Here is a 25,803-nt window from a genome sequence, read left to right on the forward strand (position 1 = left end):
GCGGGTTTCAGACGAAGAGCGCGAACATAACCCAATAAATCATCGCCGCAAGCACGGCGGAAACCGGCACGGTGATGATCCAGGCGGCGATGATCGTCATGAAATGCGAGCGGCGCACGAGATAGCGCCGCCGCGTCTCGTGGATGTTCGGATCCTCCGGCTCGTCGATATCGAAGCTCTCGGCCTTGTGCCTGATATAGGCGATGCGGCGCTTCGAATGGCGCGTGTACCATTCGCGGAAGAAGCCGACACCGAAGACGGAACCGATGGCGATATGGGTGGTGCTGACGGGCAGGCCGAGCCAGGAGGCGACGATGACGGTGAAGGCGGTTGATAAAGCGACGCAATAGGCGCGCATCGGATTGAGCTTGGTGATCTCTTGGCCGACGAGGCGGATCAGCCGCGGCCCGAACAGCAGCAGACCGACGGAGATGCCGAAGGCGCCGATCAGCATCACCCAGAGCGGTGGATGGCCGATACCGTTGCCGCCGCTGATGCCGACCGAATGGACGATCGCCGAAAGCGGCCCGACCGCGTTCGAAACATCGTTTGCGCCATGCGCGAAGGACAGCAGTGCCGCCGAACCGATGAGCGGCAGCCGGAACAGCACCCGCAGTGAGCTGTTGCGGTTTTCGAGATTTCGCGCCTGGGCGAGAACCAGCGGCCGGGCAATAAGCCAGCTGACCAGCCCGATGCCGATGCCGATGAGGATGATGGTGAAAGACGCAAAGCGGCCGGTCGGCGAGAGCTGTAGCACCATAAAGGCCATGAAGCCGCCGGCCATCACCGCGACCAGCACCGGCACCCAGCGCCGCGCGGCCGCGACCTTGTCGTCGCGATAGATGATCAGGGTCTTGACGAGGTAAAGCAGCCCGGCCGCAATCAGCCCGCCGATCAGCGGCGAGGTGATCCAGCTCGAGGTGATCTCCAGCATCACCCGCCAATTCACCGGTTCCGGCCCGACGGCGGCGACGCCAGCGCCGATCACCGCCCCGACGATCGCATGGGTGGTGGAAACCGGCGCGTTCATCCAGGTTGCGAGATTGATCCAGAGGGCAGCTGCCGTCAGCGCCGCCATCATGATCCATCCGAGCATCGCCTGCGGCATCTGCACGGTGTCGATGATGTTGGAGGAAATCGTCTTGACGACCTCACCGCCGGCAATCGTTGCCCCGAGAATTTCGAAAATCGCAGCGATGAGGAGGGCCTGGCCCATCGTCATGGCGCGCGCCCCGACGGCGGCGCCGACATTGTTGGTTACGTCATTGGCGCCGATATTCAAAGCCATGTAGCCGGCCAGGGCCGCCGCCGCAACGACCAGCACCGCTCCCGGCCGGTCGAACACGTAGACACCGGCAAAGATCATGGCGAAGCCGACAAAGATCAGCCCGAGGCCGGGCGTCACCAGCCGCCGCAGAACATGCTTCGCCGCGTCCTCGGCATGGGTAATCCTGTCGAGGTCCTTGTCGAGCGTGCGTTTCGTGAGGACTGTGGGACGTGGCGGCATTCTTTTTCCGGGGATGAAATCTGCTTCTACGCCACTTTCTTAGCAGCGCAAGATGGCAGGATTCATTCCGCCGGAATTTGCTTTCCCGCGGATCCCTGCTTTGCGGCTCTGGCCGAAAGCCTCTCGCTCATTTTTCGCTTGAAGGCCAGGAAAAGGCCACGCAGCTCCGGCTCGCGCACACGCTCTGCCGCCTCGTCGAACGAAACCCATTCGATGCGGCGTTCGCCCTTCTCCTTGAAGTTCTTCGCCATGTCGGTGACTTCGAGCGCATAAACCTGCACCTTGCAGGCCACCTGCACGCCGTCGCGCAGGACTTTCGAGTAGCTATAAGCGCCGAGCGTTTCCATCTCGACCGCACCGCGGACGCCGGCTTCCTCAAAGGCCTCCTGGGCAGCGACCTCATAGGCGCATTTGCCCGTCATCGGCCAACCCTTGGGAATGACCCAGCGGCCGGTGTCGCGGCTCGTCATCAGCAGTACCTCGACGTCACCGCTCTTCTTCTTCACCCGATAGCAGATCGCACCATATTGCTGTCGCGGCGGTCGCCGGAACATTAGTTGCACATCGGATGCCAATCGGGCGAGAAGAGTCAATTGTCGGGTCACCTTCGCAGCGGTTGTTAGGAATCACTCATATACGTGTATCACAAAAAGCTTACACAATCCAAAAGGGCCACGGACGATTCAATTGCCGTTCATAGGGGAATCGAGGTCGGACAGGTTGGGAAAATCCGCCACGCCCTGTCTCGAATGCGTCACGTTGCACAGGTGTACAATATGGCGTGGTCTTGCCTTTCGTTCAATGGCAAGATCAAGTGATCCACTATCATTTCTGATCGTGGTAATCATGCGTCTTCCACCGCTCAATGCCGTCCGCGCCTTCGAGGCCGTCTGCCGTCACGGCAGCATTCTGAAGGCTGCCGAGGAGCTGAATGTGGTGCGCGGCGCCGTCCGCCAGCAGATCGTCACGCTGGAGGGCTACTTCGGCCGCGAGCTCTTTGCGCGCGACGGCCGCCGGCTGGTCCCAACCGCAGAAGCCAGCGCTTTCGCCGAGGCTTGCAGCGCGGCTTTCGACATTCTGCAGCGCGCCGCTTGTGAGCTCGAGGGCGGCGTGCCGGGCCGCATCCGGCTCGGCGTGCCCTCCGCTTTCGCGGTCTGGTGGCTGATGCCGCGTGCCGCCGACATGCAGGCAAGCCTCGGCGATGTCTTAGTCGACGTCCTGCCGATGAGCATGGTCGAACCGCTGCAGATGCACCCAGAATTGGACGCTGTGATCATGGGCGGCGAATACAGGCCGGCCGCCGGGATTACGGCTCTCCGCTTCATGGAGGACGAATTCGGTCCGGTCGCAACACCGGCGCTTGCGGCGACACTGTCGGAGAACCCGGCGGCAATGGGCCGGCTCACCATGCTGGCCAGCCGCAGCGCTCCGAAGCTCTGGGACGAATGGTTTGCCGAAAGCGGCACCCCGCCGGTTGCCTTTTCCCGCCGTCAGGAATTCGAGGATCTGCTGCTGGCGCTCGGTGCCGCCCGCTCTGGGCTCGGCATCGCCCTTGCGCCGCGTGCCTCGATCGAGGACGATCTTCAGCGCGGGCAACTGGTCGCGCCCTACGGCTTCATCTCCCGGCCGTCCGGCTACAGCCTCTGCTGCCGCACGCCGGATGCCAAGCGACCGAGTTTTGCGGCCCTGTCAGACTGGCTGCGCCGTTGCGGGACACGCAGCTGAAAGGGCAGATTTTCTGCTCTTTCGCCAGAATAACCTCCATATTCGCTTCCCTGTCGCTCCGCTAGAAATGGCGGGAACAAGGCAAGGAGATGAAATGATGGAAAAGACCGCGACACGCATCGACTGGATCGGCGGCAGTTGCCGACTGTTGAAGGCGACGGCGGCCGAATTCGAGCGGACGCGACCCTTCGAGGGCCTGTCGATCGGCACCGGCATCCATCTGGAGCCGAAGACAGTGGCGCTCTTGATGACGCTTCGCGCTGGCGGGGCGCGTCTCGTCTGCACCGGCAATCTCAACAGCACCCAGCCTTCGACGGTCGAGTTCCTGCGTTCTCAGGGCATCACGGTTTTCGCCACGCAGACGACCGATGCCGCCGCTCACCATCGGAGCCTCGAAGCGGTGATTGCAGAAGCGCCGGACCTGCTGCTCGACAATGGCGGCGATCTCTTCGCCATCGCGGCGGAAAAGCCCTACGCCAATCTGCGCGGCGGCACAGAGGAGACTACCTCGGGGCGCACGCGGCTGCTGCCGCTGCGCGAGCGCCTGAACATGCCGATCCTCGTCATCAACGACAGCCCGATCAAGCAGTTCGCCGAAAATAGGCATGCGGTTGGCCAGAGCCTGTTCGAAAGCTATTTGCGCTTCACCAACCGCTCGACCAACGGCAAACCCGTGACGGTCTTCGGCTATGGCGCCTGCGGCAAGGGCACGGCCGCTTGTTTTCGCAACGCCTTTTCCACCGTCAGCGTCGTCGATATCGATCCGGTGGCCACACTCGAAGCCCATCTCGACGGTTTCGTCACGCCGCTCCGCGACGCGGCCATCCGCTCGGCCGATATCATCGTCACAGTGACCGGCTTTGCCGGCATCGTCACGGCGGCCGACCTGCCGCTCGTCAAGGATGGGGCGATCCTGATGAACGGCGGCCATTTCCCGCATGAGATCGATGTCGATGCCTTCCGTCGCCATCCGGATGTCGTCGGCGTCGACCGCTATGAGGCCGACCATATCGAGACTTTCCATCTCGGCGACGGCCGTTCCTTCCATGTGCTGGGCGGCGGTCATATGGCCAATCTCGCCGGCCCGCGACCGCTCGGCAACACCGTCGAATCGATGGATCTCGGCTTTACCCTTCAGGCACGCTGCCTGGAACGCATCGCCAAGGGCGAGGCCGGCGCCGAATCCTGCATCGTGCCTGTGCCTCGTGAAATCGATGCGATGGTCGCGAACGCCTATCTCGATCTGGCACGCTAGAGCGGTTCAGGTTTTCACGGAAGCGCTGAACCGCTCCAACTTTTTGTTTTTACGCAATTCCGGACGGAAAACCGCTTCGCGCTTTTCCTGGAATTGCTCTAAGTAGGGGCGGAGGCGTCAGCGCTCCCAATAGGGAACCGGGCCGTAAAGCTCCGCCAGATAATCGATGAACAGCCGCACCTTGGCCGGCAGGAACTGCCGGCTGGGATAGACGGCCGACAGCGCCACATTGTGCGAACCCTCATAGGCGGGCAGCACCTGCACCAGCCGGCCGGCTTTGAGCTCTTCGCCGATATCCCAGGTGGAGCGCAACGCGATCCCGAGACCGGCGATGACCGCCTCGCGAATCACCTCGCTGGAATTGGTGACCAGCATGCCCTCCGGCCGCAGGCTGATCATTCCGTCCGGCCCGTTCAGTCGCCAGGTGTCGCCATTATGCGCCGGCAGGCAGCGGTGATGTTTCAAATCGTCGATATCTCCAGGCTCGCCATGTGCCGCCAGATAATCCGGCGAGGCGCAGAGCAGCCGGCGTACCGGCGCCAGCCGCCGGGCGACGAGGCTCGAATCGTTGAGCTCGGCGATGCGGACCGCCAGATCGAAGCCGCCGCCAACGATGTCGGAGAATTCGTCGGTCAGCACCAGGTTGATCGCCAGTTCCGGATGCGCCTCCATGAACGCCTTCAGATGCGGCGCGATATGCATGCGCCCGAACGAGGTCGGCGCCGAGATTTTTAGCGTGCCGTGCATCTGCGCCGAGCGGCCTGATATGTAGAACTCCACCTCCTCAAGCCCGGCGAGAATGCCGAGAACGCGGTCATAGAAACCCTGGCCGGCCTCCGTCAGCGAGATCTGCCGCGTCGTGCGCTGCAAAAGCCGGGTGCCGAGCCGGTCCTCCAGCCGCTTGATCCGCTTGGAGACGACGGCCGGGGAAAAGCCGAGCGCGCGTCCGGCCAGCGACATGCTGCCGGTCGAAACAACCTTGGCAAAAATTTCGAGATCACCCAGATTGGTCATAAGGTTTTGCGACTCTTTCCCCTTTTGGCATAAGTGCTTAGCATTTGCGCCAGTTTCGGGAAAGTGCTAAGCCGGTTCATCGGCGGCGGGGAGGTTCGCGGCCGGTTTCACTGTCATTTCCTGTCGTCATTTCCGAATATCAGAGGCCAGGGAGAACGCCATGTCCGACGCCATTTCGTTTCTCGCGCCGCGCGCCGATGTCCTTGCGCGGCGCTCCCAGATCGTCGCCGATCTGACCGATCTTCTGCCACCGGAATGCCTGATCCATGAGCCGCGCGAGCTGGTGCCGTTCGAGACCGACGCCTTCGTCTCCTATCGCCGCCTGCCGCTCGCCGTCGCTTTGCCGCGCACCACGGCCGAGGTTTCGGCGATCATGCGGTATTGCCACCGCTACGGCATTCCCGTCGTGCCGCGCGGCGCCGGCACATCGCTTTCCGGCGGCGCCATTCCGCAGGAGGATGCGGTCGTGCTCGGCCTGTCGAAGATGAACAGTATCCTCGAAATCGATCTGCCCAATCGCGTCGCCGTGGTTCAGGCCGGCGTCACCAATCTCAATATTTCCGAATCCGTGTCGGCGGACGGCTTTTTCTACGCACCCGATCCGAGTTCGCAGCTCGCCTGCACCATCGGCGGCAATATCGGCATGAATTCCGGCGGCGCCCATTGCCTGAAATACGGGGTCACCACCAACAATCTGCTCGGCGTCAAGATGGTGCTGGTCGACGGCACGGTGATCGAACTCGGCGGCAAGGCGCTGGATGCGGCAGGTTATGACCTGCTCGGCCTCGTCTGCGGCCACGAGGGCCAGCTCGGCATCGTCACCGAGGCAACGGTGCGGCTGATCGCCAAGCCGGAAGGCGCGCGCCCCGTGCTCTTCGGCTTCGAAACGTCGGAAGAGGCAGGCGCCTGCGTTGCCGATGTCATCGCCGCCGGCATCGTGCCCGTGGCGATCGAATTCATGGACAAGCCGGCAATCGAGATCTGCGAAGCCTTTGCCCATGCCGGCTACCCCCTCGATGTCGGCGCGCTTTTGATCGTCGAGGTCGAAGGCTCGGAAGCGGAAATGGACGCCATGCTGAAGGACATTGTCGAGATCGCCCGCCGGCACGGTGTCAAGACGGTGCGCGAGTGCCAGTCGGCGACCGAGGCGGCGCTGATCTGGAAGGGCCGTAAATCCGCCTTCGGCGCCACCGGCCGCATCGCCGATTATATCTGCATGGACGGCACCGTGCCGCTCAGCCAGCTGTCGCACGTGCTGAAGAGGACTGCCGAGATCATCGATCATTACGGCCTCAGGGTCGCCAACGTCTTCCATGCCGGCGACGGCAACATGCATCCGCTGATCCTGTTCAACGCCAACGATCCTGAGGATGCCGCCCGCGCCGAGGCCGCCGGCAACGATATCCTAAAACTCTGCGTCGATGCCGGCGGCTGCCTCACCGGCGAACATGGCGTCGGGATCGAGAAGCGCGATCTGATGCGGCATCAGTATTCCGAGGCCGACCTCGCCCAGCAGATGGCGGCGCGCGCTGCCTTCGATCCCGGCTGGCTCCTCAATCCGTCGAAAGTCTTCCCGCTCGAAGGGCGCCCCGCCGCATGATCGATCTGATGCCGACCAGCGAGGAACAGGCGGCGGCGATCGTCCTCTCACATGCAGAGACGAACCGGCCGCTCGCGGTCTGTGGCGGCGATACACGCTCGGGTTTCGGCAATGCCGTTGCATCAGAAGACCGGCTTCGATCGACCAGGCTTTCCGGCATCGTCGCCTACAATCCGGGCGAAATGGTCATGACAGTGCGATCGGGTACGCCGCTTGCCGAGGTCGAGGCGGTGCTGACCGAAAACGGCCAGATGCTCGCCTTCGAGCCGATGGATCACCGCCCTGTGATGCGCAGGTCGGGCGAGCCGACCATCGGCGGCGTCTTTGCCGCCAATGTCTCCGGCCCGCGTCGGCTCATTGCCGGCGCTGCCCGCGACAGCCTGCTCGGAGTCCGTTTCGTCAATGGCAAGGGCGAAATTATCAGAGCCGGCGGCCGGGTGATGAAGAATGTCACCGGCCTCGATCTGGTCAAGCTGATCGCCGGCTCGCATGGCACGCTGGGTTTCCTCACCGAAGTCACCTTCCGGGTGCCGCCGCGCCCGAAGACGGAACAGACGGTGGTTCTCTCCGGCCTCAACGACGCCGAGGCGGCCAACGCCATGGCGGCGGCGATGGCGCTGCCGGTCGAAGTCTCCGGTGCCGCCCACCTGCCGCTGACGGTGACGTGGAAATTCCTCTCCGGCAAATTGCCGGAGGGCGAGGCGACGGTTCTGCGCATCGAAGGTCTGCCGGGCTCGGTCGACGTGCGCATCGAAAAGTTGGTAGCGTCCATGTCGGCCTTTGCGACGGTCACCCGGCTGGAGCAGCCGGAAAGCCGCAGGCTCTGGCAGGAAATCCGCGACGTGCTGCCCTATGCCGATGGCACGACGCGCCCGGTCTGGCGCGTCTCGGTCGCCCCCGGCACCGGTCATCAACTGGTCGCAGCCCTGCGCCTCGAAGCCGGCGTCGACGCCTTCTATGATTGGCAGGGCGGTCTCGTCTGGATGCGCATGGAGGCGGGCCCCGAAGCCGAGCTGGTCCGCCGCTTCATCAAGGCACTCGGCGGCGGCCATGCGACGCTGATCCGGGCGTCGGAGCAGGCGAGGGCGGTGACTGCGGCGTTTCATCCCGAGCCCGAGGCGGTGGCGATGTTGTCGCGGCGGGTGAAGGAGAAGTTCGATCCGGCGGGGATCTTCAATCCGGGGAAGATGGGGTGAAGAGATGAGTTTGTGTGCGGGTTACCCCCCTCTGTCCTGCCGGACATCTCCCCCACAAGGAGGGAGATTGGCAAGAGGTTGGATCACCGGTCCCTCTTTACCGTATCGAAGTATTTCCACGGTCGTTGTTTGGAGAAACCGTTGCGCCTATCTGATCTCCCCCCTTGTGGGGGAGATGGCCGGCAGGACAGAGGGGGGTGCCACACACTCAACTCCCGACATCCTCCCAAAGCGGAGGCCCCGCTAGATGCAAACCAACTTCACCCCGGCCCAACTCGCTGATCCCCATGTCGCCGAATCCGAGCAGATCCTGCGCAAATGTGTCCATTGCGGTTTCTGCACCGCCACCTGTCCCACCTATGTGACGCTCGGCAACGAGCTCGACAGCCCGCGCGGCCGGATCTACCTGATCAAGGACATGCTGGAAAACGGCCGGCCGGCCGATGCCGAGGTCGTCACCCATATCGACCGCTGTCTCTCCTGCCTTGCCTGCGTCACCACCTGTCCGTCGGGCGTCGATTATATGCACCTGGTCGATCACGCCCGCGCCCATATTGAAAAGACCTACAAGCGGCCGCTGATGAACCGGCTGACGCGCGCCATCCTTGCCGCGGTGCTGCCCTATCCCGGCCGTTTTCGCCTGGCGCTCAAGCTCGCCCGCCTCGGCCGGCCCTTTGCCGGCCTGATGCGCGGGGCGGCACTCAAACCCTTTGCCGCCATGCTGGCGCTCGCGCCGCGTCGCATCCCCGCTGTTTCAGATTTCGCAAAACCCGGCAGCTACCCGCCCGAGACGGAACGGCGCGGCCGTGTCGCCATGCTTTCCGGCTGTGCCCAGCCGGTACTCGACCCCGGCATCAATGCGGCGGCGATCCGGCTGCTGACCCGGCTCGGTGTCGAGGTCGTGTTGCCGGAAGGCGAGGTCTGCTGCGGTTCGCTGGTTCATCACATGGGGCGCGCCGAACAGGCGCTCGCCAGCGCCCGGGCCAATGTCGATGTCTGGACGCGCGAGATCGACGGGCAGGGGCTCGATGCGATCATCATCACCGCCTCTGGCTGCGGCACGACGATCAAGGACTACGGCCATATGCTGCGCCTCGAACCCGCATATGCCGCAAAAGCGGCGAGGGTCTCGGCACTCGCCAAGGACGTGACCGAATATCTCGCAACGATCGAGCTGCCGGCGCATATGCCGAGGGGCGTTACCGTCGCCTATCACTCCGCCTGTTCGATGCAGCACGGCCAGCGCATCACGCTGGCGCCGAAGCAATTGCTGAAGGCGGCCGGTTTTACCGTGCGTGATCCCGCCGAAGGTCATCTCTGCTGCGGCTCGGCCGGCACCTATAACATCATGCAGCCGGAAATCTCGGCGGCACTGAAGGCACGCAAGGTCAAGAACATCGAAGCCACCAAGGCCGATGTCATCGCCACCGGCAATATCGGTTGCATCACCCAGATCGCCACTGGCACCGGCATGCCGATCCTGCATACGGTCGAGCTGCTCGACTGGGCTTATGGCGGTGCTGTGCCGGAAAAATTAAGAGATTTACCGTTAGGCTGACGTGAAAGGCCCATCGGGCCGGTCTCGGGAGTTTAGACGATGTGGCGGGGAATGATCGTATTTGCTGGACTGCTCGGTGCGGCGGGCGCCGCCCATGCCGACAGCCGTTTTTTCTGTTCCGCCGATGACACGCAAGCGCGCTTCACGCTCGAAAGTGGTTTCACCAGCGGTGCCGGCCACAAGCTCAACCATTTTCGCGGCGCACTTGTTGTGAAGGATGCCGCCCAATCGAGGACGTTCGGAAAACGCGTGTTCGAATCGCAGCACCTGACCAACCATTGGTCGCGGGATGGTGAGCTGCTGATGGAAGTCGTCGACGGGGGTGAAGACGATACTGGTGGGGCAACGCTCGATCTGGTGGTGGTTGCCGGCGAACGCGGCAAGACGGCCGCAAATTTCAGCGGCACCTATTCCCTGACAATCGAAGGTGGCGAAAAACCCTATGCCGTCGAGGGCAAGGTCAGCTGCGGCACGAAATAAAGCAAAAGCCAAGTCGATAGCGCCGCGCTCCAATCGGACGCGCGGCGCTCGATTCAATTACCAGTGGAACGATACGCCGACGTTGACGGCATTGGTGAAGATGTTGGTCTTCAGGTCCACGCCGCTGTCGATCGGAACGTCGACGCGCGAATAGGTGCCCTTGTATTCGACGAAGGTCGACCAGCGATCGGTCACCTTGAAGTCGACGCCGGCCTGAGCCTGCAGCGTCACGCCGCCGAATTCATAGGCCCAGGTCTTGCCTTCAGGGCGAATCACTTCGACATGCGGAATGTTCACGCCGACACCGGCGCCGAGATAGGGCGTCCAGCGGCGGGTCGGATCCTGGAAGCGATAAAGACCGTTCACGGTGAGCAGGTTCAGGCCGTCGGTGAACTCGAAATGCGACCAGCCGGTCTTGGCGAGCGTATCGTCGTCGGCGTAGACCTTGTCATGGGTGTAATCGAGCGAAATACCCCAGTTCGGCTTGTTGAAATTCTCCAGCCACCAGGTGACGCGGCCGCCGTAGTAAGGCGGGCTGCCGAAGGACTTGCCTTCCCAGCCAGCGGTGAAATGCGTGCCGTCGGAGAGATCGACGCCGCTGTGCGGTGCCGTCTGATAGCCGCCGTAAATGGAGAACTGCAGGTCTTCCGCCGAGGCGGAGGCTGCCGAACAGATCGTGAAAAATGCGATGCCCGCAAGCAGGGAAACGGACGAGCGCAGCCCATATGTCATTGAATAGCCCCGATATTGCAAATATGTCGACTCTAAGGCTGGTGTGCCAGCTTTCCGCCGCAAAGTCTAAGAAAAATAAAAGGCGCGACGAAAAGCGCCTATCATTTTTTTCTAAAGTGTTGCTCAGCCGCCGAAAAGCGTGCGCAGCACGTCGATACCCCTGTCCTCGAACGCGACGTTGCCCTGCCGATTGCCGGGGCCGATGACGATCACTTTGGTGCCGACAGGCGCGCGATCGTAAAGATGCGTCACGTCTTCGTTCATCATCCGGATGCAGCCGGAGGACATGTTGAGGCCGATCGTCCAGGGCTGGTTGGTGCCGTGGATACGGAAGATGGTGTCGCGGCCGCCCTGGTAGAGATACATGGCGCGGGCGCCGAGCGGATTGTCCTCGCCGCCTTCCTGATAGGCGGGAATGATGTGGCCCTTGGCGGCTTCGCGGCGGCGCATCTCGGCCGGCGGCGTCCATGCCGGCCATTCGGCCTTGCGCCCGATCTTGACGACGCCCGACCAGCCGAAGCCGTCGCGGCCGACGCCGATGCCGTAGCGGGTGGCGCGGTTGTTGCCCTCGATGAGATAGAGATATTTGTTGTTGGTATCGATAATGACGGTGCCTGCCGCTTCCGTCGTCACCAGGCGCACTTTCTTGCGCTTGAATTCCGGCTTCACGTATTTCGGCATCTGCGCGACACGCACGACCTGTGCCGGGCGCTGCGCGCTGTCAGGAGTAGAGCCGGCGGGTGCAGCCAAGGCTGATGTAGACATCAAGGACAGGACAAGTCCGGCCGCAGCCAGACCCGGCATCAATTTGATCATGATCGATTCCCCTCAAGCAAATCCGCCCGAAGCTACATGAACTTCTGCCCGATTCAAGATCGGCGTCGCCGGATAAAGCAATTTTGGAGAGTGGAGCCGCCTGTTCTTGCGGCTCCCGATGTAATTGCGCCACCATTACATGACGATGACGCGGGTTCCGACGCTGACGCGGTCATAGAGGTCGACGACGTCTTCGTTGCGCAGGCGGATGCAGCCGGAGGAGACGGCGCTGCCGATCGACCAGGGCGCGTTGGTGCCATGGATGCGGTAGAGCGTCGAGCCGAGATACATGGCGCGGGCGCCGAGCGGGTTTTCCGCGCCGCCGTCCATCCGCGCCGGCAGGTAGTGGCCCTTGGCGGCTTCGCGGCTGATCATTTCGGAAGGCGGCGTCCAGTCCGGCCATTCCTGCTTGCGGGTGATCTTGTGGGCACCGGCCCATTCGAAGCCCGGCTTGCCGACGCCGACGCCGTAACGCCGCGCCTTGCCGCCGTCCATCACCAGATAGAGGAAGCGGTTGTTGGTATCGATGACGATCGTGCCGGGTTTTTCTTGGGTGTCGTAATCGACCATCTGCGGCAGGAATTGCGGTTCGATCGGATGGCGGATCGCCGGAATGCCGGGATTGATCGCCGACACGGTCTGCGGGGCTGCCTGCGGCGCCCGGCGCACGATACGGCGCTGGAAGAGGCCGCGTTGCTGCGGCTGGATAACCGGCCGCTGGTAGACGACCGGACGAACCGTACCGCCGCCCAGCTGGTTGATCCATGGCGCGGTCAGATCGGGGCTGAGCACGACGGGCGGACGGGTGGCGTAGCGGTCGTCGGCAAGGGCGGCCGCGGAGAAAATGCCGAACAGGGCTGCGGCAAGAACAAGCTGTTTCATCATCGGACGAACTCTCTACAAATGACCGAAAATGGGCTGGCGGGACATGTCCGCCTGGGCGGAGATGTTCCGCCGGGAAAGACGCTGCCACCCTATCCGCCAGCGAATGGTAAAGATCGAATCGTGAAAAGCCGACCGGCCGGATAAACTTTTCGTCAGGGTTACCGTTCGGTTTGGAAAGACGGTTTGCAAATGGTAAAGCCGGAATCATGACCGGAAAACGAAGCGGACCGGCGAACAGACGGACCCGGGAATGAAGCAGACATGAGCGAGACAGGCATCATCATCGGCGAGGACGGCAGGAGCCGTTGCCACTGGCACGCCAATCTGCCGGATTATCTCCGCTATCATGACGAGGAATGGGGCCGCCCGGTCACCAACGACATTCGCCTGTTCGAGAAGATCTGCCTCGAAGGCTTCCAGTCCGGTCTTTCCTGGCTGACGATCCTGCGCAAGCGCGACAACTTCCGCGCTGCTTTTGCCGGCTTCGATTTCGAAAAGGTTGCCGTTTTTGGCGATGAGGATGTTGCTCGCTGCCTTGCCGATGCCGGCATCATCCGCCATCGCGGCAAGATCGTCTCCACCATCAACAATGCCAGGCGCGCCATTGCGCTGAGAGACGAATTCGGCTCGCTCGCCCATTATTTCTGGCGCTACGAGCCGGGCCATAACGAGCGGCCGGCAGTGGTCGACCGTGAGCATATAGTCGCCAATCCGACGACGCCGACCTCGGTCATCATTTCGAAGGATCTCAAGAAGCGCGGCTGGACCTTTGTCGGCCCGACCACAGTTTATGCTTTTATGCAGGCGATGGGTCTCGTCAACGATCACCTGGAGGGCTGCTTCTGCCGGCCCGAGGTCGAGACGATGCGCGCTACCCTGGTTCGACCATGAAAGATCAATTCGTGAGAACAATGACCACCGCTGCTGCCCTGTTCTTCCTGACGGTCTCCGCCATTGCGCAGACGCCGCAGCTCGATCCGGGTGAAAAGCTGGAGAAGTTGCAGTTCCCGGCCGTCACCATGCAGCTCAAGGACTGGACGAAATTCGGCAACAGTCATGTCTATACGCTGCCGGTGCGTGCCGGCCAGCACGTGAAGATAAGCTTTGCCACCAAGAGCAAGTTCGCCTTCCTGGCGATCTTCGACCTGTCGAAGCCGGATGACGAGGCTTTTTTCGGCACCGACGAGGACGGCACGAGCTTCGAGACGACGGTCAAGGAAAACACCACCTGGCTGTTGCGCCCCTATTATTCCAAGGTGTCGCCGCGCCGCGGCCTCGGCGCCCCCTTCAGCATCCTGATCGAGCCTTTGGCCGTTGCCCCGAAACAGCCGCAGCCGCCGGCCGAGCCGGAGCGCCCGTCGCTATTCCCGAAGGCGCCTGCCAAAGAGCAATAAGGCGGGCGAACGGCCTCGCCTATGATGCGAGCCGGTCGATCAGGTCGCGCAATTCGCCGAGATGGCCGATCTTGCGGAAACGCGGCGCCTCCGTCGGTTCGTCCACATGTTCCAGCACCCAGGTGAGTTCATGTGGCACGAAGACGCCGTAGCTGCCGGCGGCGATCGCCGGCACGATGTCGGATTTCAGCGAATTGCCGACCATCATCGCCCGCTCCGGCCCGTCGCCGACCTTGGCAAAGATGCGGCGATAGGTGACGGCCGTTTTGTCGGAGACGATCTCGACGGCATCGAAGAAATCGCCGAGCCCGGATTGGGCGAGCTTGCGCTCCTGGTCGAACAGATCGCCCTTGGTGATCATGACAAGCAGGTATTTACCGGCGAGCGCCTCCAGCGTGTCGCGCACATGCGGCATGGTTTCGACCGGATGGGAAAGAAGGTCGCGGCCGGTATCGAGGATCTTGGCGATCACGCTGGCGGGAATCTTGCCTTCGGTGATCTCGATCGCCGTTTCGATCATCGATAGCGTAAAACCCTTGATGCCGAAGCCGTAATGGCGAAGGTTGCGTTTTTCCGCCTCCAGCAGCCGCTCGGATATCTTCGGCCCTTCGGCGAAATCGGCAAGAAGCCCGGTGAAATGCGCTTCCGTCAGCCGGTAATATTGTTCGTTCTGCCAGAGCGTGTCGTCGGCATCGAAGCCGATCGTGGTCAGTGGTCGCGTCGTCATATGCGTACCTCTTGAAATATGAGCGGAAATCTATCGGCCGCCTGTGTCGAGACAAGGGCGTCGGCTTCGGCACGGCGCGGCGTTGAAAAACGCTGCCGCCGCACTAAATCGAGTGTGCCTCACCCTGCAGCCAGCCACGGCTGTGCCTGTCACGCGCAGGCCAATAATCAAAAAATGAAGTTCTTCGGTTCGCAAGCCCTTCTTGCGGCAGACACAAAGGATTTTTTCGACCATGCGTTACAATCAGCTCGGAAATACGGGACTTTTCGTCTCGGAACTCTGCCTCGGCACCATGACCTTCGGCGAAGCCAAACAGGGCAGCATGTGGGGCGCCATCGCCGATGTCGACCAGAATGCCGCCGACCGGATCGTCGAGCGTTCGCTTGCCTCAGGCGTGAATTTCATCGATACGGCCGACGTCTATTCATCCGGCGAGTCCGAAAGGCTGCTCGGCCAGGCACTGAAAAACCTCGACGTGCCCCGCAAGGACGTCGTCATCGCCACCAAGGTCTATGGCGCCATGGGCGACAAGCCGAACGACCGCGGCGCCTCGCGCGGCCACATCATGGATTCCGTCGAGGCGAGCCTCAAACGCCTGCAGACCGATCATATCGACCTTTATCAGATCCACGCGACGGACACGGTGACGCCGATCGAGGAGACGCTGCGCGCCTTCGACGATCTCGTTTCCCGTGGCCTCGTGCGTTATATCGGCGTCTCCAACTGGCAGGCCTGGCGTATTTCCAAGGCGCTCGGCCTCTCCGAACGCCGCGGCTTTGCCCGGTTCGAGACGGTACAGGCCTATTATTCCATCGCCGGCCGCGATCTCGAACGCGACATCGTGCCGATGATGCAGGAGGAAAAGCTCGGCCTGATGGTCTGGTCGCCGCTCGCCGGCGGTCTGCTCTCCGGCAAATATGGTCCCGGCGCCCCCGGCAACGGCGAGGGTCGCCGCGCCAGTTTCGACTTCCCGCCGGTCGATAAGGACAGGGCCTGGGCCTGCGTCGCCGTCATGCGCGAGGTCGCCGAAAAACACGGCGTCAGCGTCGCCACCGTGGCGCTCGCCTATATCCTTGCCAAGCCTTTCGTCACGACGGTTATCATCGGCGCCAAGCGGGTCGACCAGCTCGACCAGAACCTTGCCGCGGTCAAGCTGAAGCTCGATGAAGAGGATATGACGAGGCTCGACGAGGTGAGCGCGTTGGCCCCCGAATATCCAGGCTGGATGTTATCGCGCCAGGCCGCCGGCCGCCGTCCGGCGGATTTCGAGGCGAAGGATTAATCGACAGATCGAACAGCATTGCTGCGGGAGAACGCCGGATAGCTCCGGCGTTCTTTTTCAGACGAGTGACTACTTGCCGTGGGCCTTAAGCCAGGCGTTCATCTCGGCGATCTCAGCTTCCTGCGCCTTGATCACCCCTTCGGCGAGTTTGCGGATTTCTGGATCCTTGCCGTATTGGAGCTCGATCTTCGCCATGTCGATCGCGCCCTGATGGTGCGGGATCATGCCGCGGACAAAATCCTTATCGGCATCGCCGCTATATTCGATCATCATATCCTTGTGCATCTTGGCGTTCGCCTCGCTGAAGGCGTGGCTGGCCGCGTCGTGGCTGCCCATCGGCTTGCTCATATCCATGGGCTTGTCCTCGGCAAGAGCGGGGGCGGCGATAGCGAGCATTGCGGTGAGCGTGATGATTTTCAGAGACATGAGAGTTCCTTCCTCTGTCTGACAATAGGTTTATGAAGCGACCGGGGCCGCTCATTCTGCATGGACGGATGCGATGTCAGGCAAATCGGGGAGGGCGCGCTTGTGGAGCAGGCCTGTTGTCATCCAGCGCGCGGACAGGCGCCGGCGCGGGATAAGCGAAAGCAGGTTTTGCATTGTCTGCCACGGAAATCGCCGGCGGCAGCAGAAGACAGGCGGCGCAAAGCGGCATATGCGCGGAGTTTGCACCTGCGCAGGGATCTTTCAGGGGCGTAGTCTTGCCTGCCCCTTCCGGCATATCCATGCCAGCCATCGCGTGGTGCATGCCGCCGCTCTCGGCGGTCACCGGTGCATTCATCGACGCACAAGTCGGACAGCCCGCCGAGGCGGACATGGCGCTATAGACCAGCCAGCTGAGAACCATCGTGATGAGAGCAAGCGTGCGCATGGTATTTCATATAGGGGAATGCCGACCGCAAGCCAATCCGGCCGACGGTGAACATTCGGTGACGACATCGTCATTGCCTCTTACCAGGCGGCAATGACCTTGTGCTCGATCCGGTAATCCCGGCTCTCTTCGCCGAGCGGCGCGACCGGCCATGTCCAGGCCGCTTTTGCGGGCGGCGGCGAAACGCTGTGCAGCAGGTCGGCCTCTTCATGCGTTTTGCCGTTGCGGTCGATGACGTCATAGGCGATGTCGGTCACCAGGCAATGGCGGCAGGGTATCTCAGAAAGCCCGGCCAGATGCGCCGCGATCAGCCTTTCCACGGTATCCGCCGGCATGCGGCCGGGCTCGGCCTCAAAACGACGTTTCACGCCGCGGCCGATCTGCGACAGGAGATTGGCCGAAACCACGAAATCGAGATAGGGCACCGACCGCAGGAAGCCGAGCGGTTCGGGCTCACGGCCGGCGGCAAGATCGTCGTAACCGGAGAGATCGCGCTCGATCAGCCGCACATTGCGATAGCCTTTGACGGCAAGCCACAGGCGCACAGAGGCGAGGTGAACGAGATCGACCAGCACGACGGTATCGAAATCGCGCGCCAGTTCCTTGATCGGCACATCACGCAGCAGGCCTGAGCCGAGCACGACGGCGGTACGCTTCTGCCGGAGATCGGCCGTTGCCGCACGGATCGCATTGCTGCTCATCGTCTCATGTTCGGCCCAATCCGCCCCACAGCGCCCGGCTCGTGACCAGAGATTGACGGAATAGCGGATGAATTTACGATAGGGCTTGCCGGTCAGCGGCAATGTCGCGGCATAGAGAAGCGCCTCGGTGATCATGAGCATATCCGCATTCTGATGGACGCCTTTGCTTCAATCGAGTCTGCTTACGGCTTCAAGACCCTTCGCCCTTGCCGCTCCCCGCCCAATCCGCTAGGAAACCGCCACTGTCACAGTCAGCGGAATTCCCGGAAATGAACGACAAGCAGAAGAAACCGCAAAAGCTCAAGGCCCGCCTGCCGCGCGGCTTCGTCGACCGCATGGCCGACGATATCCGCGCCGTCAATGAGATGACGGCAAAGATCCGGGAAGTCTATGAGCATTATGGTTTCGATCCGCTCGAAACGCCGCTGTTCGAATATACCGATGCGCTCGGCAAGTTCCTGCCCGACAGCGACCGTCCGAACGAGGGCGTCTTCTCGCTGCAGGACGACGACGAGCAATGGATGTCGCTGCGTTACGACCTGACGGCGCCGCTCGCCCGCCATGTCGCCGAGAACTTCAACGAGATCCAGCTTCCCTACCGCACCTATCGCGCCGGTTACGTCTTCCGCAATGAGAAGCCAGGCCCTGGCCGTTTCCGCCAGTTCATGCAGTTCGATGCCGATACCGTCGGCGCGCCTGGTGTTCAGGCAGATGCCGAAATGTGCATGATGATGGCCGATACGCTTGAAGCGCTCGGCATCAAGCGCGGCGACTATGTCATCCGCATCAACAACCGCAAGGTCCTGGATGGCGTGCTGGAAGCGATCGGCCTCGGCGGCGACGACAAGGCGGGCCAGCGGCTCAACGTGCTGCGCGCCATCGACAAGCTCGACAAGTTCGGCCCGGAAGGCGTAGCCCTGCTGCTCGGTCCCGGCCGCAAGGATGAATCCGGCGACTTCACGAAGGGCGCCGGGCTGAACCAGGAACAGATTGACAAGGTGTTGTTCTTCGTCGGCATCAAGGATTATGCCGAAAGTGCTGCACGCCTGGCCGAACTCGTTGCCGGAACGTCGAAGGGTGTCGAGGGCGTCGACGAACTGAACTTCATTGGCGCGCTGGTTGCCAGCGCCGGCTACCAGTCCGATCGCATCAAGATCGATCCCTCGGTCGTGCGCGGCCTCGAATATTATACCGGCCCGGTCTACGAGGCCGAACTCAGCTTCGACGTCACCAACGAAAAGGGCGAAAAGGTCGTCTTCGGCTCGATTGGTGGCGGCGGCCGTTATGATGGCCTCGTCTCCCGCTTCATGGGCCAACCGGTGCCGGCGACCGGTTTTTCGATCGGCGTCTCCCGTCTGATGACGGCGCTGAAGAACCTCGGCAAGCTCGGCGCCAGCGCGGTCATCGAGCCGGTGCTGGTCACCGTCATGGACGGCGATTCCGAGGCGATGGGCCGTTATCAGAAGATGACGCAGCAGCTGCGCGCCGCCGGCATCCGCGCCGAGATGTTCCAGGGCAACTGGAAGAAATTCGGCAACCAGCTGAAATATGCCGACCGCCGCGGCTGCCCCGTCGCCATCATCCAGGGCGGCGACGAGCGCGCAACCGGCGTGGTGCAGATCAAGGATCTGATCGAAGGCAAGCGGCTTTCCGGCGAAATCGAGGACAATGCCAGCTGGCGCGAAGCCCGCGTGGCGCAGGAAACGGTGCCGGAAGCCGACCTCGTCGCCAAGGTGAGGGAAATCCTTGCCGCGCAGGCGGAGGATCGGAAGAGGGCGGGCGGCGATGTCTGAGACATCCTTTCCGGCACCTTCGGCTATTGTTCGGAGCTCGCTATGCCCCTGATCAACCTCCCCGAATTCGCCGCTGACCTGCTGGCGGAGTTCGACGACCGCAAGGCCGAGCGCATCGATACGCCGGTCATTCAGCCGGCCGAGCCTTTCCTCGACATTGCCGGCGAGGATCTGCGCCGCCGCATCTTCATGACGGAGAGCGAAACCGGCGCCAGCCTCTGCCTGCGTCCCGAATTTACCATCCCCGTCTGTCTGCGCCACATCGAGACCGCAACCGGCACGCCGAAGCGTTACGCCTATCTCGGCGAGGTTTTCCGCCAACGCCGCGACGGCGCCAATGAATTCTATCAGGCCGGCATCGAGGATCTCGGTGATATCAACATACCGAGCGCCGACGCCCGCGCCATCAGCGATGCCACCGGCATTCTCGCCCGGCTGCTGCCCGGTCGGCGCCTGTCGGTGACGCTGGGTGACCAGGCGGTGTTCGAGGCGGTTGTCCAGGCGCTCGGCCTGCCGCTCGGCTGGCAGAAGCGTCTGATCCACGCCTTCGGCAACATGACGCAGCTGGAAGCGCTGCTCGCCGGTCTCGTCAGCCCGCAATTCGTCACGGGGTTGGACGACGATATTGCCAGGCTTGTCGCCTCAGGTGACGAGCAGGCGCTGGTCTCCCATCTCGAGCAGGAAATGCAGGCGACCGGTTATTCCACAAATGCGAGCCGCTCGCCGTTGGAGATCGCCCGGCGTCTCAAGGAAAAGCTCATCCTCTCCGAAACGCGCCTCGACGACGCGGCTTTCCATGTGCTGGAAGAGTTCCTGTCGCTCGACGTGCCGCTCGTCAACGCGTCCGCAGCACTGGCCGGTTTTGCCGATGCAGCCGGCCTGAAACTCGGCAATGCGCTCTCGCGCTTCAACGGTCGGGTCGCTGCCCTTGCCGATGCCGGGGTCGATCTTTCCTGCCTCGACTATCGCGCCGCCTTCGGACGGCCGCTCGATTATTACACCGGCCTCGTCTTCGAGGTAACGGTTGAGGGTTCGACCGCGGTTCTGGCCGGTGGTGGCCGTTTCGATAGGCTCCTGACTTTCCTCGGTGCAACCGACCGCATTCCGGCCGTCGGCTTTTCCTTCTGGCTCGACCGCATCGAAACCGAAAGGGTAGCCGCATGACCATCACCATCGCGCTTCCCTCCAAGGGCAGGATGAAGGACGAGGCCTCGGAGATCTTCGAGCGCGCCGGCATGCGGATCTCCGCAGTCGGCAACGACCGCTCCTATCGCGGCCGTGTAGAAGGCTGGGACGATCTCGAAGTGGCCTTCCTCTCGGCTTCCGAAATCTCCCGCGAACTCGGCAACGGTACCGTCGATTTCGGCGTCACTGGCGAGGATCTGATGCGGGAGGGTTTTGCCGAAGTCGACAAACGCGTCGAATTCTGCGCCCGCCTCGGCTTCGGCCATGCCGATGTCGTCGTCGCCGTGCCCGAGATCTGGCTCGATGTCGAGACCATGGCCGATCTCGGCGATGTGGCCGCCGATTTCCGCGCCCGCCACTCGAGGCGCCTGGCCATCGCCACCAAATACTGGCGCCTGACCCAGCAGTTCTTTTCGAGCCAGCACGGCATCCAGCTTTATCGCATCGTCGAGAGCCTCGGCGCCACCGAGGGCGCTCCCGCCTCCGGCTCGGCCGACATCATCGTCGATATCACCTCCACCGGTTCGACCCTGCGCGCCAACCACCTGAAGGTGCTCCAGGACGGCATCATCCTGCATTCGCAGGCCTGCCTGGTGCGCGCCCGCAAGGATACACATGTCGATACGCCGACGGTCGCGGCGATTATCGAGGCTGTCCGCTCGGTTCTCTGATCAGCTTGTTGAACATGCAAAACCCGCCGTCACGAGACGGCGGGGTTTGCGTGTTTGGGAGGAGATGGAATTAGCGGGCAGCGACGGCCTGCAGACCACGGCGTGCGTCGATCGAATAGGCACCGGCACCGACGGCGGCGAGCAGTATGTACGCGCCGGCCAGCGTGATGTTCTTCATGACCATGATCTGGTTGAGAATATTCACGAGTTCCGCGCCGCTTGCGTAGGGCAGATGGAAGGCAACGGCCGTGAAGACACAGAAGCCGGCGAGCAGCCAGCCGACAATGCGGACCTGGAAGCCTGTGAGAACAGCAAGGCCGGCCAGCAGTTCGAAAAGACCTGCGACATAGGCCAACAGGGTTGCTGCCGGCAGGCCGGCACCGGCGATCATGCCCGCAGTACCGGCAGGATCGGTCAGCTTCATGAAGCCGGAAAGGATGAACATGAAGGAAAGAAGAATGCGGGCAATCAGGATGATGACATTGTTCGACATGGATGCTGTCTCCGTTTGAAGGACCGTGGAGATCTTGGTGCCCCGGCACCTGTTGGACCTCGTATGCCACCTATGTCGCCTTTTCCTCGCGTTATGGATAGATAAACGAACGCGGACAGTTCGTTCAATAATATGAAACGATGACCTGCCGTCGTCGCTTGCCTTTCACGAAGCCGGTCTTTTATGGTCGGCTGATAACAAGGAGAATCCGATGGCAGATCTGTCCGCATTTCCGATCACGGCGCGCTGGCCGGCGAAAAATCCCGACATCATCCAGCTCTATTCCCTGCAGACCCCGAATGGGGTGAAGGTATCGGTCGCCCTCGAAGAGCTCGGGCTCGCCTATGAGCCGCATTATATTTCCTTCGCCGAGAACGAGCAGAAGTCACCGGAATTCGCATCTCTCAACCCGAACGGCCGCATTCCGGCGATTATCGACCCGAACGGACCGGATGGTAAACCGATCGGCCTTTTCGAATCCGGCGCCATCCTGCTTTATCTCGCCGAAAAAACCGGCAAGCTCATCCCTGAGGATGCCGCCGGCCGCTACGACTGCATCCAGTGGGTGTTTTTCCAGATGGCCGGGATCGGTCCGATGTTTGGCCAGTTCGGCCACTTCTACAAGTTCGCCGCCGATAAGGTCGCCAATAATTCCTATCCGGTGGAGCGCTATCGCGACGAATCCAAACGCCTGCTCGGTGTGCTCGAAGACCGGCTGAAAGGGCGTCAATGGATCATGGGCGATCAATATACGATCGCCGACATCACCACCTTCACCTGGGTTCGCGGCGCCGACATCTTCTATGGCGGCCGCGAGGTTCTCGACTATGCGAAATTTCCCGCCGTCATGGACTGGCTGCAGCGCTGCATCGCCCGCCCGGCCAGCGCCAGGGGCCTGAACATACCCGTCAAGCCGGAGTAGCGGACGGAGATAAGAGCAGGAATGTCACGCGCCATCCTGGCCCCAGGAGATCGGCGAGATCAGCCCCTCATCCGGCTGCCGCGACCTTCTCCCCGCCTGCGGGGCGAAGGGGAATAGCCGCGACCTCTCTGTCTCTCTCGCCAACTTCTCGTGTGGCACGTCCCCTCTCCCCGTCAAAACGGGGAGATGGTTAGGGTATGGTTAGGGTGAGGGGCAGCTTTTTTGGGCCCGAATCCGTGAGCAATCTCAAACTGAAACTCCCCTTGGGAGCGGCCTATCGCCGGCTTGTGTGGCTTGCGCCTTCGAGCTTGAAGCGCGGAAAGATGAAGACGCCGGCCAGGCTGCCGCTGTATTTCTCTTCGAGCCCGCTCGACTCGCCCATGCAGAAAAGCGGCTGGCGCAAGCGGTTCGGCATGATGATCGTCGTCGAAAAACAGAAGGAGGAGCAGAGTGTTGCCGCCTGCTCGAACAGCTCCAATATGTGGCCGCGGTCCTTGGCGTCGTAGCAGCGGATGAGGCTTAGGAGGCCGCATTCCTGTGCGGAGAGGCCGTGCAGCATGGCGCTCCATTCGCCGAGACGGAGCATGCCGCTCGACAGGTCTCCGGTCCAGGCTTCGGAAATGGAAAACTGCGCCACCATTTCGTCATTTTGATTCTGGTGGTCCAGCGAGCCTGATTTCAAAGGGACGGCTGCATTGGCTTTGGCGATCTTAAACAAGGCGTTCCCCCGTTCGGATGCAGCTCCTCCGCCGCACGCTCGACAAACACAAAGAAACAGAATCACGCAGCAGCGGGCCTTATGCCCGTGCTTTTACCGGCGATCGTTGCCGCGGCCATCAGGCTTGCGAAACGTCACGAATCGTCTTTCCACGCCCGTCAGATGGCGAGTTATCGCCGGGCGCGTCGATGGCAGCGCGGATTTATAGGAGCTTTTGGACAAACGGCAACGGCTTTTTAGGGCGTGTTCGGATCGGCATTTGTGCCCGGATGCCGGCCTCCTCATGGTATTTCCCGGGGAAGCAGCGCGGAAACACCAAATTTGCGGGCTTTGGAACGGTTCTGCCGCGGGTCGCGCCGCAAATCGTGTCTTCACACGGCGATTTCTCGCATGTTTGTGCCGACGGAAAATACGCGACGACGCAAGCTTCGCGAAAGCTTCCGGCCGGGCGCCGGCAACGCCGTGCCGGTTAAACGGGTGCGCGGCATGAAATAGCGCGCAACGGATCGAATCGCTTGGGGCGAAAGGAGGGGCACAAACGAAAAGGGCGACCCGAGGGCCGCCCTTCCTGTTCCGGATGCCGGAATGGTATCAGTGCAGGCTTTCGCCTATCACATCATGTCCATTCCGCCCATTCCGCCCATGCCGCCCGGCATGCCGCCGCCGGCCGACTCTTTCTTCGGCAGTTCGGCGATCATAGCTTCGGTGGTGATCAGCAGCGATGCGACAGAAGCAGCGTTCTGCAGCGCGGTGCGGACAACCTTGAGCGGGTCGACGATACCCATGGCGATCATGTCGCCGAATTCGGACGTCTGGGCGTTGTAGCCGTAGTTGTCTTCATTCTTGTCGAGGACCTTGCCGACAACGATCGAGGCTTCGTCGCCTGCGTTTTCAGCGATCTGACGAACGAGCGACTGCAGGGCGCGGCGAACGATGTTGATGCCGGCTTCCTGGTCGTCGTTTGCACCCTTGACGGTGATCTTGGTGGAGGAGCGCAGGAGAGCGATACCGCCGCCGGGGACGATGCCTTCCTGAACGGCAGCGCGCGTCGCGTTGAGGGCGTCGTCGATGCGGTCCTTCTTTTCCTTCACTTCAACTTCCGTCGAGCCGCCCACGCGGATGACGGCAACGCCGCCGGCGAGCTTGGCAAGACGTTCCTGCAGCTTCTCGCGGTCGTAGTCGGAGGTGGTTTCTTCGATCTGGGCCTTGATCTGGGCAACACGGCCTTCGATGTCGGACTTGGCGCCCGAACCGTCGACGATCGTGGTGTTTTCCTTGGAGATCGAAACCTTCTTCGCACGGCCGAGCATGTCGAGCGTGACGCTCTCGAGCTTGATGCCGAGGTCTTCGGAGATGACCGTACCGCCGGTCAGGATCGCGATGTCTTCAAGCATGGCCTTGCGGCGATCGCCGAAGCCCGGAGCCTTGACGGCAGCGATCTTGAGGCCGCCGCGCAGCTTGTTGACGACGAGCGTTGCAAGAGCTTCGCCTTCGACGTCTTCAGCGATGATCAGGAGCGGCTTGCCGGTCTGAACGACAGCTTCGAGAACCGGAAGCATCGACTGCAGGTTCGAGAGCTTCTTCTCGTGAAGGAGAATGAAGACGTCTTCGAGGTCGGCGATCATCTTTTCCGGGTTGGTCACGAAGTAGGGGCTGAGGTAGCCGCGGTCGAACTGCATGCCTTCGACGACTTCGAGTTCGGTTTCGGCGGTCTTGGCTTCTTCAACCGTGATGACGCCTTCATTGCCGACCTTCTGCATGGCTTCAGCAATGTCGAGGCCGACCTGCTTGTCGCCGTTTGCCGAGATCGTGCCGACCTGTGCAACTTCCTCAGAGGTGGAGATCTTCTTGGCCTTGGCCTGGAGATCCTTCACGACGTCGGCAACAGCGAGGTCGATACCGCGCTTCAGGTCCATCGGGTTCATGCCGGCTGCAACGGCCTTGTTGCCTTCGCGAACGATCGCCTGGGCAAGAACGGTTGCAGTCGTGGTGCCGTCGCCGGCGATGTCGTTGGTCTTCGAAGCAACTTCGCGGACCATCTGGGCGCCCATGTTTTCGAACTTGTCTTCGAGTTCGATTTCCTTGGCGACGGAAACGCCATCCTTGGTGATGCGCGGAGCGCCGAAGGACTTGTCGATGATGACGTTACGGCCCTTCGGGCCGAGCGTTACCTTGACTGCATCGGCGAGAATGTCGACGCCACGCAGCATCTTTTCGCGCGCGGTACGACCAAACTTGATTTCTTTAGATGCCATGATTGAAACTCCTCAATTCGAGT

Annotated in this window: 26 protein-coding genes; 13 read left to right on the forward strand and 13 right to left on the reverse strand. The window is 62.0% G+C overall.

Annotation, left to right across the window (positions count from 1 at the left end; translation table 11 throughout):
- Positions 1-7 precede the first annotated feature (7 nt).
- Positions 8-1,507: an inorganic phosphate transporter gene (locus RLEG4DRAFT_RS36920; protein WP_003584474.1), complete on the reverse strand. Its 1,500-nt coding sequence runs from the start codon at positions 1,505-1,507 to the stop codon at positions 8-10.
- 62 nt (positions 1,508-1,569) lie between these two features.
- Positions 1,570-2,100 carry an NUDIX hydrolase gene (locus tag RLEG4DRAFT_RS36925; protein WP_003584475.1) on the reverse strand — a complete coding sequence of 177 codons (531 nt, stop codon included), beginning with the start codon at positions 2,098-2,100 and terminating at the stop codon, positions 1,570-1,572.
- A gap of 253 nt (positions 2,101-2,353) precedes the next feature.
- On the opposite strand from RLEG4DRAFT_RS36925, the gene RLEG4DRAFT_RS36930 reads away from it, so the two are divergent.
- Both RLEG4DRAFT_RS36930 and RLEG4DRAFT_RS36935 read left to right on the forward strand, forming a co-directional pair.
- Positions 2,354-3,232: a LysR substrate-binding domain-containing protein gene (locus tag RLEG4DRAFT_RS36930; RefSeq protein WP_003584477.1), complete on the forward strand. Its 879-nt coding sequence runs from the start codon at positions 2,354-2,356 to the stop codon at positions 3,230-3,232.
- 97 nt (positions 3,233-3,329) lie between these two features.
- The gene (locus RLEG4DRAFT_RS36935; RefSeq protein WP_037095056.1) at positions 3,330-4,487 is read left to right on the forward strand and encodes an adenosylhomocysteinase; all 1,158 of its coding nucleotides are present in this window, start codon (positions 3,330-3,332) and stop codon (positions 4,485-4,487) included.
- Positions 4,488-4,604: 117 nt separating this feature from the next.
- Here RLEG4DRAFT_RS36935 and RLEG4DRAFT_RS36940 read toward each other — a convergent pair whose 3' ends face one another.
- Entirely contained in the window at positions 4,605-5,501 is an 897-nt protein-coding gene (locus RLEG4DRAFT_RS36940) for a LysR family transcriptional regulator (RefSeq protein WP_003584481.1), read from the reverse strand.
- A 160-nt stretch (positions 5,502-5,661) separates the two neighbouring features.
- Here RLEG4DRAFT_RS36940 and RLEG4DRAFT_RS36945 point away from each other — a divergent pair, with 160 nt between their 5' ends.
- The 4 genes from RLEG4DRAFT_RS36945 (at position 5,662) to RLEG4DRAFT_RS36960 (ending at position 10,335) form a co-directional block, all read left to right on the forward strand.
- Positions 5,662-7,101, forward strand: a complete 1,440-nt coding sequence (locus RLEG4DRAFT_RS36945; RefSeq protein ID WP_003584482.1) for an FAD-linked oxidase C-terminal domain-containing protein — start codon at positions 5,662-5,664, stop codon at positions 7,099-7,101.
- A complete protein-coding gene (gene glcE, locus RLEG4DRAFT_RS36950; protein WP_003584484.1) occupies positions 7,098-8,297 on the forward strand; it encodes a glycolate oxidase subunit GlcE in 1,200 nt (399 codons plus the stop codon). Before RLEG4DRAFT_RS36945 ends, glcE begins: the two co-directional genes overlap by 4 nt.
- A 247-nt stretch (positions 8,298-8,544) precedes the next feature.
- Entirely contained in the window at positions 8,545-9,855 is a 1,311-nt protein-coding gene (glcF, locus tag RLEG4DRAFT_RS36955) for a glycolate oxidase subunit GlcF (protein WP_003584486.1), read from the forward strand.
- A 39-nt stretch (positions 9,856-9,894) separates the two neighbouring features.
- Complete coding sequence (locus tag RLEG4DRAFT_RS36960; RefSeq protein ID WP_003584489.1) at positions 9,895-10,335, forward strand: hypothetical protein; 441 nt, start codon at positions 9,895-9,897, stop codon at positions 10,333-10,335.
- A gap of 57 nt (positions 10,336-10,392) precedes the next feature.
- Here RLEG4DRAFT_RS36960 and RLEG4DRAFT_RS36965 read toward each other — a convergent pair whose 3' ends face one another.
- From RLEG4DRAFT_RS36965 to RLEG4DRAFT_RS36975, 3 genes are all read right to left on the reverse strand, one after another.
- Positions 10,393-11,067, reverse strand: a complete 675-nt coding sequence (locus RLEG4DRAFT_RS36965; protein ID WP_003584490.1) for an outer membrane protein — start codon at positions 11,065-11,067, stop codon at positions 10,393-10,395.
- A gap of 123 nt (positions 11,068-11,190) precedes the next feature.
- The gene (locus RLEG4DRAFT_RS36970) at positions 11,191-11,883 is read right to left on the reverse strand and encodes a L,D-transpeptidase (RefSeq protein WP_003584491.1); all 693 of its coding nucleotides are present in this window, start codon (positions 11,881-11,883) and stop codon (positions 11,191-11,193) included.
- A 135-nt stretch (positions 11,884-12,018) separates the two neighbouring features.
- Positions 12,019-12,768, reverse strand: coding sequence for a L,D-transpeptidase (locus tag RLEG4DRAFT_RS36975; RefSeq protein WP_003584493.1), 750 nt, complete (start codon positions 12,766-12,768; stop codon positions 12,019-12,021).
- 261 nt (positions 12,769-13,029) lie between these two features.
- On the opposite strand from RLEG4DRAFT_RS36975, the gene RLEG4DRAFT_RS36980 reads away from it, so the two are divergent.
- Together RLEG4DRAFT_RS36980 and RLEG4DRAFT_RS36985 are read left to right on the forward strand one after the other, a co-directional pair.
- Positions 13,030-13,659, forward strand: coding sequence for a DNA-3-methyladenine glycosylase I (locus tag RLEG4DRAFT_RS36980; RefSeq protein WP_003584494.1), 630 nt, complete (start codon positions 13,030-13,032; stop codon positions 13,657-13,659).
- The gene (locus RLEG4DRAFT_RS36985; RefSeq protein WP_003584495.1) at positions 13,656-14,162 is read left to right on the forward strand and encodes a hypothetical protein; all 507 of its coding nucleotides are present in this window, start codon (positions 13,656-13,658) and stop codon (positions 14,160-14,162) included. The genes RLEG4DRAFT_RS36980 and RLEG4DRAFT_RS36985 overlap by 4 nt, the downstream gene beginning before the upstream one ends.
- Before the next feature lie 19 nt (positions 14,163-14,181).
- Here RLEG4DRAFT_RS36985 and RLEG4DRAFT_RS36990 read toward each other — a convergent pair whose 3' ends face one another.
- Positions 14,182-14,889 carry an HAD family hydrolase gene (locus tag RLEG4DRAFT_RS36990; RefSeq protein ID WP_003584497.1) on the reverse strand — a complete coding sequence of 236 codons (708 nt, stop codon included), beginning with the start codon at positions 14,887-14,889 and terminating at the stop codon, positions 14,182-14,184.
- A 232-nt stretch (positions 14,890-15,121) separates the two neighbouring features.
- Here RLEG4DRAFT_RS36990 and RLEG4DRAFT_RS36995 point away from each other — a divergent pair, with 232 nt between their 5' ends.
- Positions 15,122-16,171, forward strand: coding sequence for an aldo/keto reductase (locus RLEG4DRAFT_RS36995; RefSeq protein ID WP_003584498.1), 1,050 nt, complete (start codon positions 15,122-15,124; stop codon positions 16,169-16,171).
- A 69-nt stretch (positions 16,172-16,240) separates the two neighbouring features.
- On the opposite strand, the gene copM is transcribed toward RLEG4DRAFT_RS36995, so the two are convergent.
- The 3 genes from copM to RLEG4DRAFT_RS37010 all read right to left on the reverse strand — a co-directional run bounded on the left by copM (position 16,241) and on the right by RLEG4DRAFT_RS37010 (position 17,878).
- The gene (gene copM, locus RLEG4DRAFT_RS37000) at positions 16,241-16,597 is read right to left on the reverse strand and encodes a CopM family metallochaperone (protein WP_003584500.1); all 357 of its coding nucleotides are present in this window, start codon (positions 16,595-16,597) and stop codon (positions 16,241-16,243) included.
- 76 nt (positions 16,598-16,673) lie between these two features.
- Positions 16,674-17,042, reverse strand: coding sequence for a hypothetical protein (locus RLEG4DRAFT_RS37005; RefSeq protein ID WP_037094581.1), 369 nt, complete (start codon positions 17,040-17,042; stop codon positions 16,674-16,676).
- Between the two features lie 80 nt (positions 17,043-17,122).
- A complete protein-coding gene (locus RLEG4DRAFT_RS37010) occupies positions 17,123-17,878 on the reverse strand; it encodes a hypothetical protein (RefSeq protein ID WP_003584501.1) in 756 nt (251 codons plus the stop codon).
- A gap of 134 nt (positions 17,879-18,012) precedes the next feature.
- On the opposite strand from RLEG4DRAFT_RS37010, the gene hisS reads away from it, so the two are divergent.
- From hisS to hisG, 3 genes are read left to right on the forward strand one after another with little or no spacing between them, the layout of a single operon-like run.
- Positions 18,013-19,536, forward strand: coding sequence for a histidine--tRNA ligase (gene hisS / locus RLEG4DRAFT_RS37015; RefSeq protein WP_003584503.1), 1,524 nt, complete (start codon positions 18,013-18,015; stop codon positions 19,534-19,536).
- A 42-nt stretch (positions 19,537-19,578) separates the two neighbouring features.
- Positions 19,579-20,700, forward strand: a complete 1,122-nt coding sequence (locus tag RLEG4DRAFT_RS37020) for an ATP phosphoribosyltransferase regulatory subunit (protein WP_003584504.1) — start codon at positions 19,579-19,581, stop codon at positions 20,698-20,700.
- A complete protein-coding gene (gene hisG, locus RLEG4DRAFT_RS37025) occupies positions 20,697-21,392 on the forward strand; it encodes an ATP phosphoribosyltransferase (protein WP_003584505.1) in 696 nt (231 codons plus the stop codon). The genes RLEG4DRAFT_RS37020 and hisG overlap by 4 nt, the downstream gene beginning before the upstream one ends.
- 70 nt (positions 21,393-21,462) lie before the next feature.
- Here the strand turns inward: hisG and RLEG4DRAFT_RS37030 are convergent, their stop codons facing one another.
- The gene (locus RLEG4DRAFT_RS37030; protein WP_003584506.1) at positions 21,463-21,885 is read right to left on the reverse strand and encodes a DoxX family protein; all 423 of its coding nucleotides are present in this window, start codon (positions 21,883-21,885) and stop codon (positions 21,463-21,465) included.
- A gap of 211 nt (positions 21,886-22,096) precedes the next feature.
- Between RLEG4DRAFT_RS37030 and RLEG4DRAFT_RS37035 the strand changes: the two genes are divergently transcribed.
- Positions 22,097-22,807 (forward strand): glutathione binding-like protein, encoded by a 711-nt coding sequence (locus RLEG4DRAFT_RS37035; protein ID WP_003584507.1) that lies wholly within the window; start codon positions 22,097-22,099, stop codon positions 22,805-22,807.
- A 274-nt stretch (positions 22,808-23,081) separates the two neighbouring features.
- Here RLEG4DRAFT_RS37035 and RLEG4DRAFT_RS37040 read toward each other — a convergent pair whose 3' ends face one another.
- Together RLEG4DRAFT_RS37040 and groL are read right to left on the reverse strand one after the other, a co-directional pair.
- Positions 23,082-23,525 carry a hypothetical protein gene (locus tag RLEG4DRAFT_RS37040; protein WP_003584508.1) on the reverse strand — a complete coding sequence of 148 codons (444 nt, stop codon included), beginning with the start codon at positions 23,523-23,525 and terminating at the stop codon, positions 23,082-23,084.
- 611 nt (positions 23,526-24,136) lie between these two features.
- Entirely contained in the window at positions 24,137-25,780 is a 1,644-nt protein-coding gene (gene groL / locus RLEG4DRAFT_RS37045; protein WP_003584509.1) for a chaperonin GroEL, read from the reverse strand.
- Positions 25,781-25,803: the final 23 nt, after the last annotated feature.

The organism is Rhizobium leguminosarum bv. trifolii WSM2297 (genome assembly GCF_000271845.1).

Coding starts and splice junctions, on each gene's coding strand:
- copM (WP_003584500.1), bottom strand. CDS start 16,597: ATGTCTCTGAAAATCATCACGCTCACCGCAATGCTCGCTATCGCCGCC.
- glcF (WP_003584486.1), top strand. CDS start 8,545: ATGCAAACCAACTTCACCCCGGCCCAACTCGCTGATCCCCATGTCGCC.
- RLEG4DRAFT_RS37020 (WP_003584504.1), top strand. CDS start 19,579: ATGCCCCTGATCAACCTCCCCGAATTCGCCGCTGACCTGCTGGCGGAG.
- RLEG4DRAFT_RS36930 (WP_003584477.1), top strand. CDS start 2,354: ATGCGTCTTCCACCGCTCAATGCCGTCCGCGCCTTCGAGGCCGTCTGC.
- hisG (WP_003584505.1), top strand. CDS start 20,697: ATGACCATCACCATCGCGCTTCCCTCCAAGGGCAGGATGAAGGACGAG.
- RLEG4DRAFT_RS36970 (WP_003584491.1), bottom strand. CDS start 11,883: ATGATCAAATTGATGCCGGGTCTGGCTGCGGCCGGACTTGTCCTGTCC.
- RLEG4DRAFT_RS36980 (WP_003584494.1), top strand. CDS start 13,030: ATGAGCGAGACAGGCATCATCATCGGCGAGGACGGCAGGAGCCGTTGC.
- glcE (WP_003584484.1), top strand. CDS start 7,098: ATGATCGATCTGATGCCGACCAGCGAGGAACAGGCGGCGGCGATCGTC.
- RLEG4DRAFT_RS36935 (WP_037095056.1), top strand. CDS start 3,330: ATGGAAAAGACCGCGACACGCATCGACTGGATCGGCGGCAGTTGCCGA.
- RLEG4DRAFT_RS37035 (WP_003584507.1), top strand. CDS start 22,097: ATGGCAGATCTGTCCGCATTTCCGATCACGGCGCGCTGGCCGGCGAAA.
- RLEG4DRAFT_RS36990 (WP_003584497.1), bottom strand. CDS start 14,889: ATGACGACGCGACCACTGACCACGATCGGCTTCGATGCCGACGACACG.
- RLEG4DRAFT_RS36940 (WP_003584481.1), bottom strand. CDS start 5,501: ATGACCAATCTGGGTGATCTCGAAATTTTTGCCAAGGTTGTTTCGACC.
- groL (WP_003584509.1), bottom strand. CDS start 25,780: ATGGCATCTAAAGAAATCAAGTTTGGTCGTACCGCGCGCGAAAAGATG.
- RLEG4DRAFT_RS37005 (WP_037094581.1), bottom strand. CDS start 17,042: ATGCGCACGCTTGCTCTCATCACGATGGTTCTCAGCTGGCTGGTCTAT.
- RLEG4DRAFT_RS36960 (WP_003584489.1), top strand. CDS start 9,895: ATGTGGCGGGGAATGATCGTATTTGCTGGACTGCTCGGTGCGGCGGGC.
- RLEG4DRAFT_RS37010 (WP_003584501.1), bottom strand. CDS start 17,878: ATGATCACCGAGGCGCTTCTCTATGCCGCGACATTGCCGCTGACCGGC.
- RLEG4DRAFT_RS36995 (WP_003584498.1), top strand. CDS start 15,122: ATGCGTTACAATCAGCTCGGAAATACGGGACTTTTCGTCTCGGAACTC.
- RLEG4DRAFT_RS36945 (WP_003584482.1), top strand. CDS start 5,662: ATGTCCGACGCCATTTCGTTTCTCGCGCCGCGCGCCGATGTCCTTGCG.
- RLEG4DRAFT_RS36975 (WP_003584493.1), bottom strand. CDS start 12,768: ATGATGAAACAGCTTGTTCTTGCCGCAGCCCTGTTCGGCATTTTCTCC.
- RLEG4DRAFT_RS37030 (WP_003584506.1), bottom strand. CDS start 21,885: ATGTCGAACAATGTCATCATCCTGATTGCCCGCATTCTTCTTTCCTTC.
- RLEG4DRAFT_RS36920 (WP_003584474.1), bottom strand. CDS start 1,507: ATGCCGCCACGTCCCACAGTCCTCACGAAACGCACGCTCGACAAGGAC.
- hisS (WP_003584503.1), top strand. CDS start 18,013: ATGAACGACAAGCAGAAGAAACCGCAAAAGCTCAAGGCCCGCCTGCCG.
- RLEG4DRAFT_RS36965 (WP_003584490.1), bottom strand. CDS start 11,067: ATGACATATGGGCTGCGCTCGTCCGTTTCCCTGCTTGCGGGCATCGCA.
- RLEG4DRAFT_RS36985 (WP_003584495.1), top strand. CDS start 13,656: ATGAAAGATCAATTCGTGAGAACAATGACCACCGCTGCTGCCCTGTTC.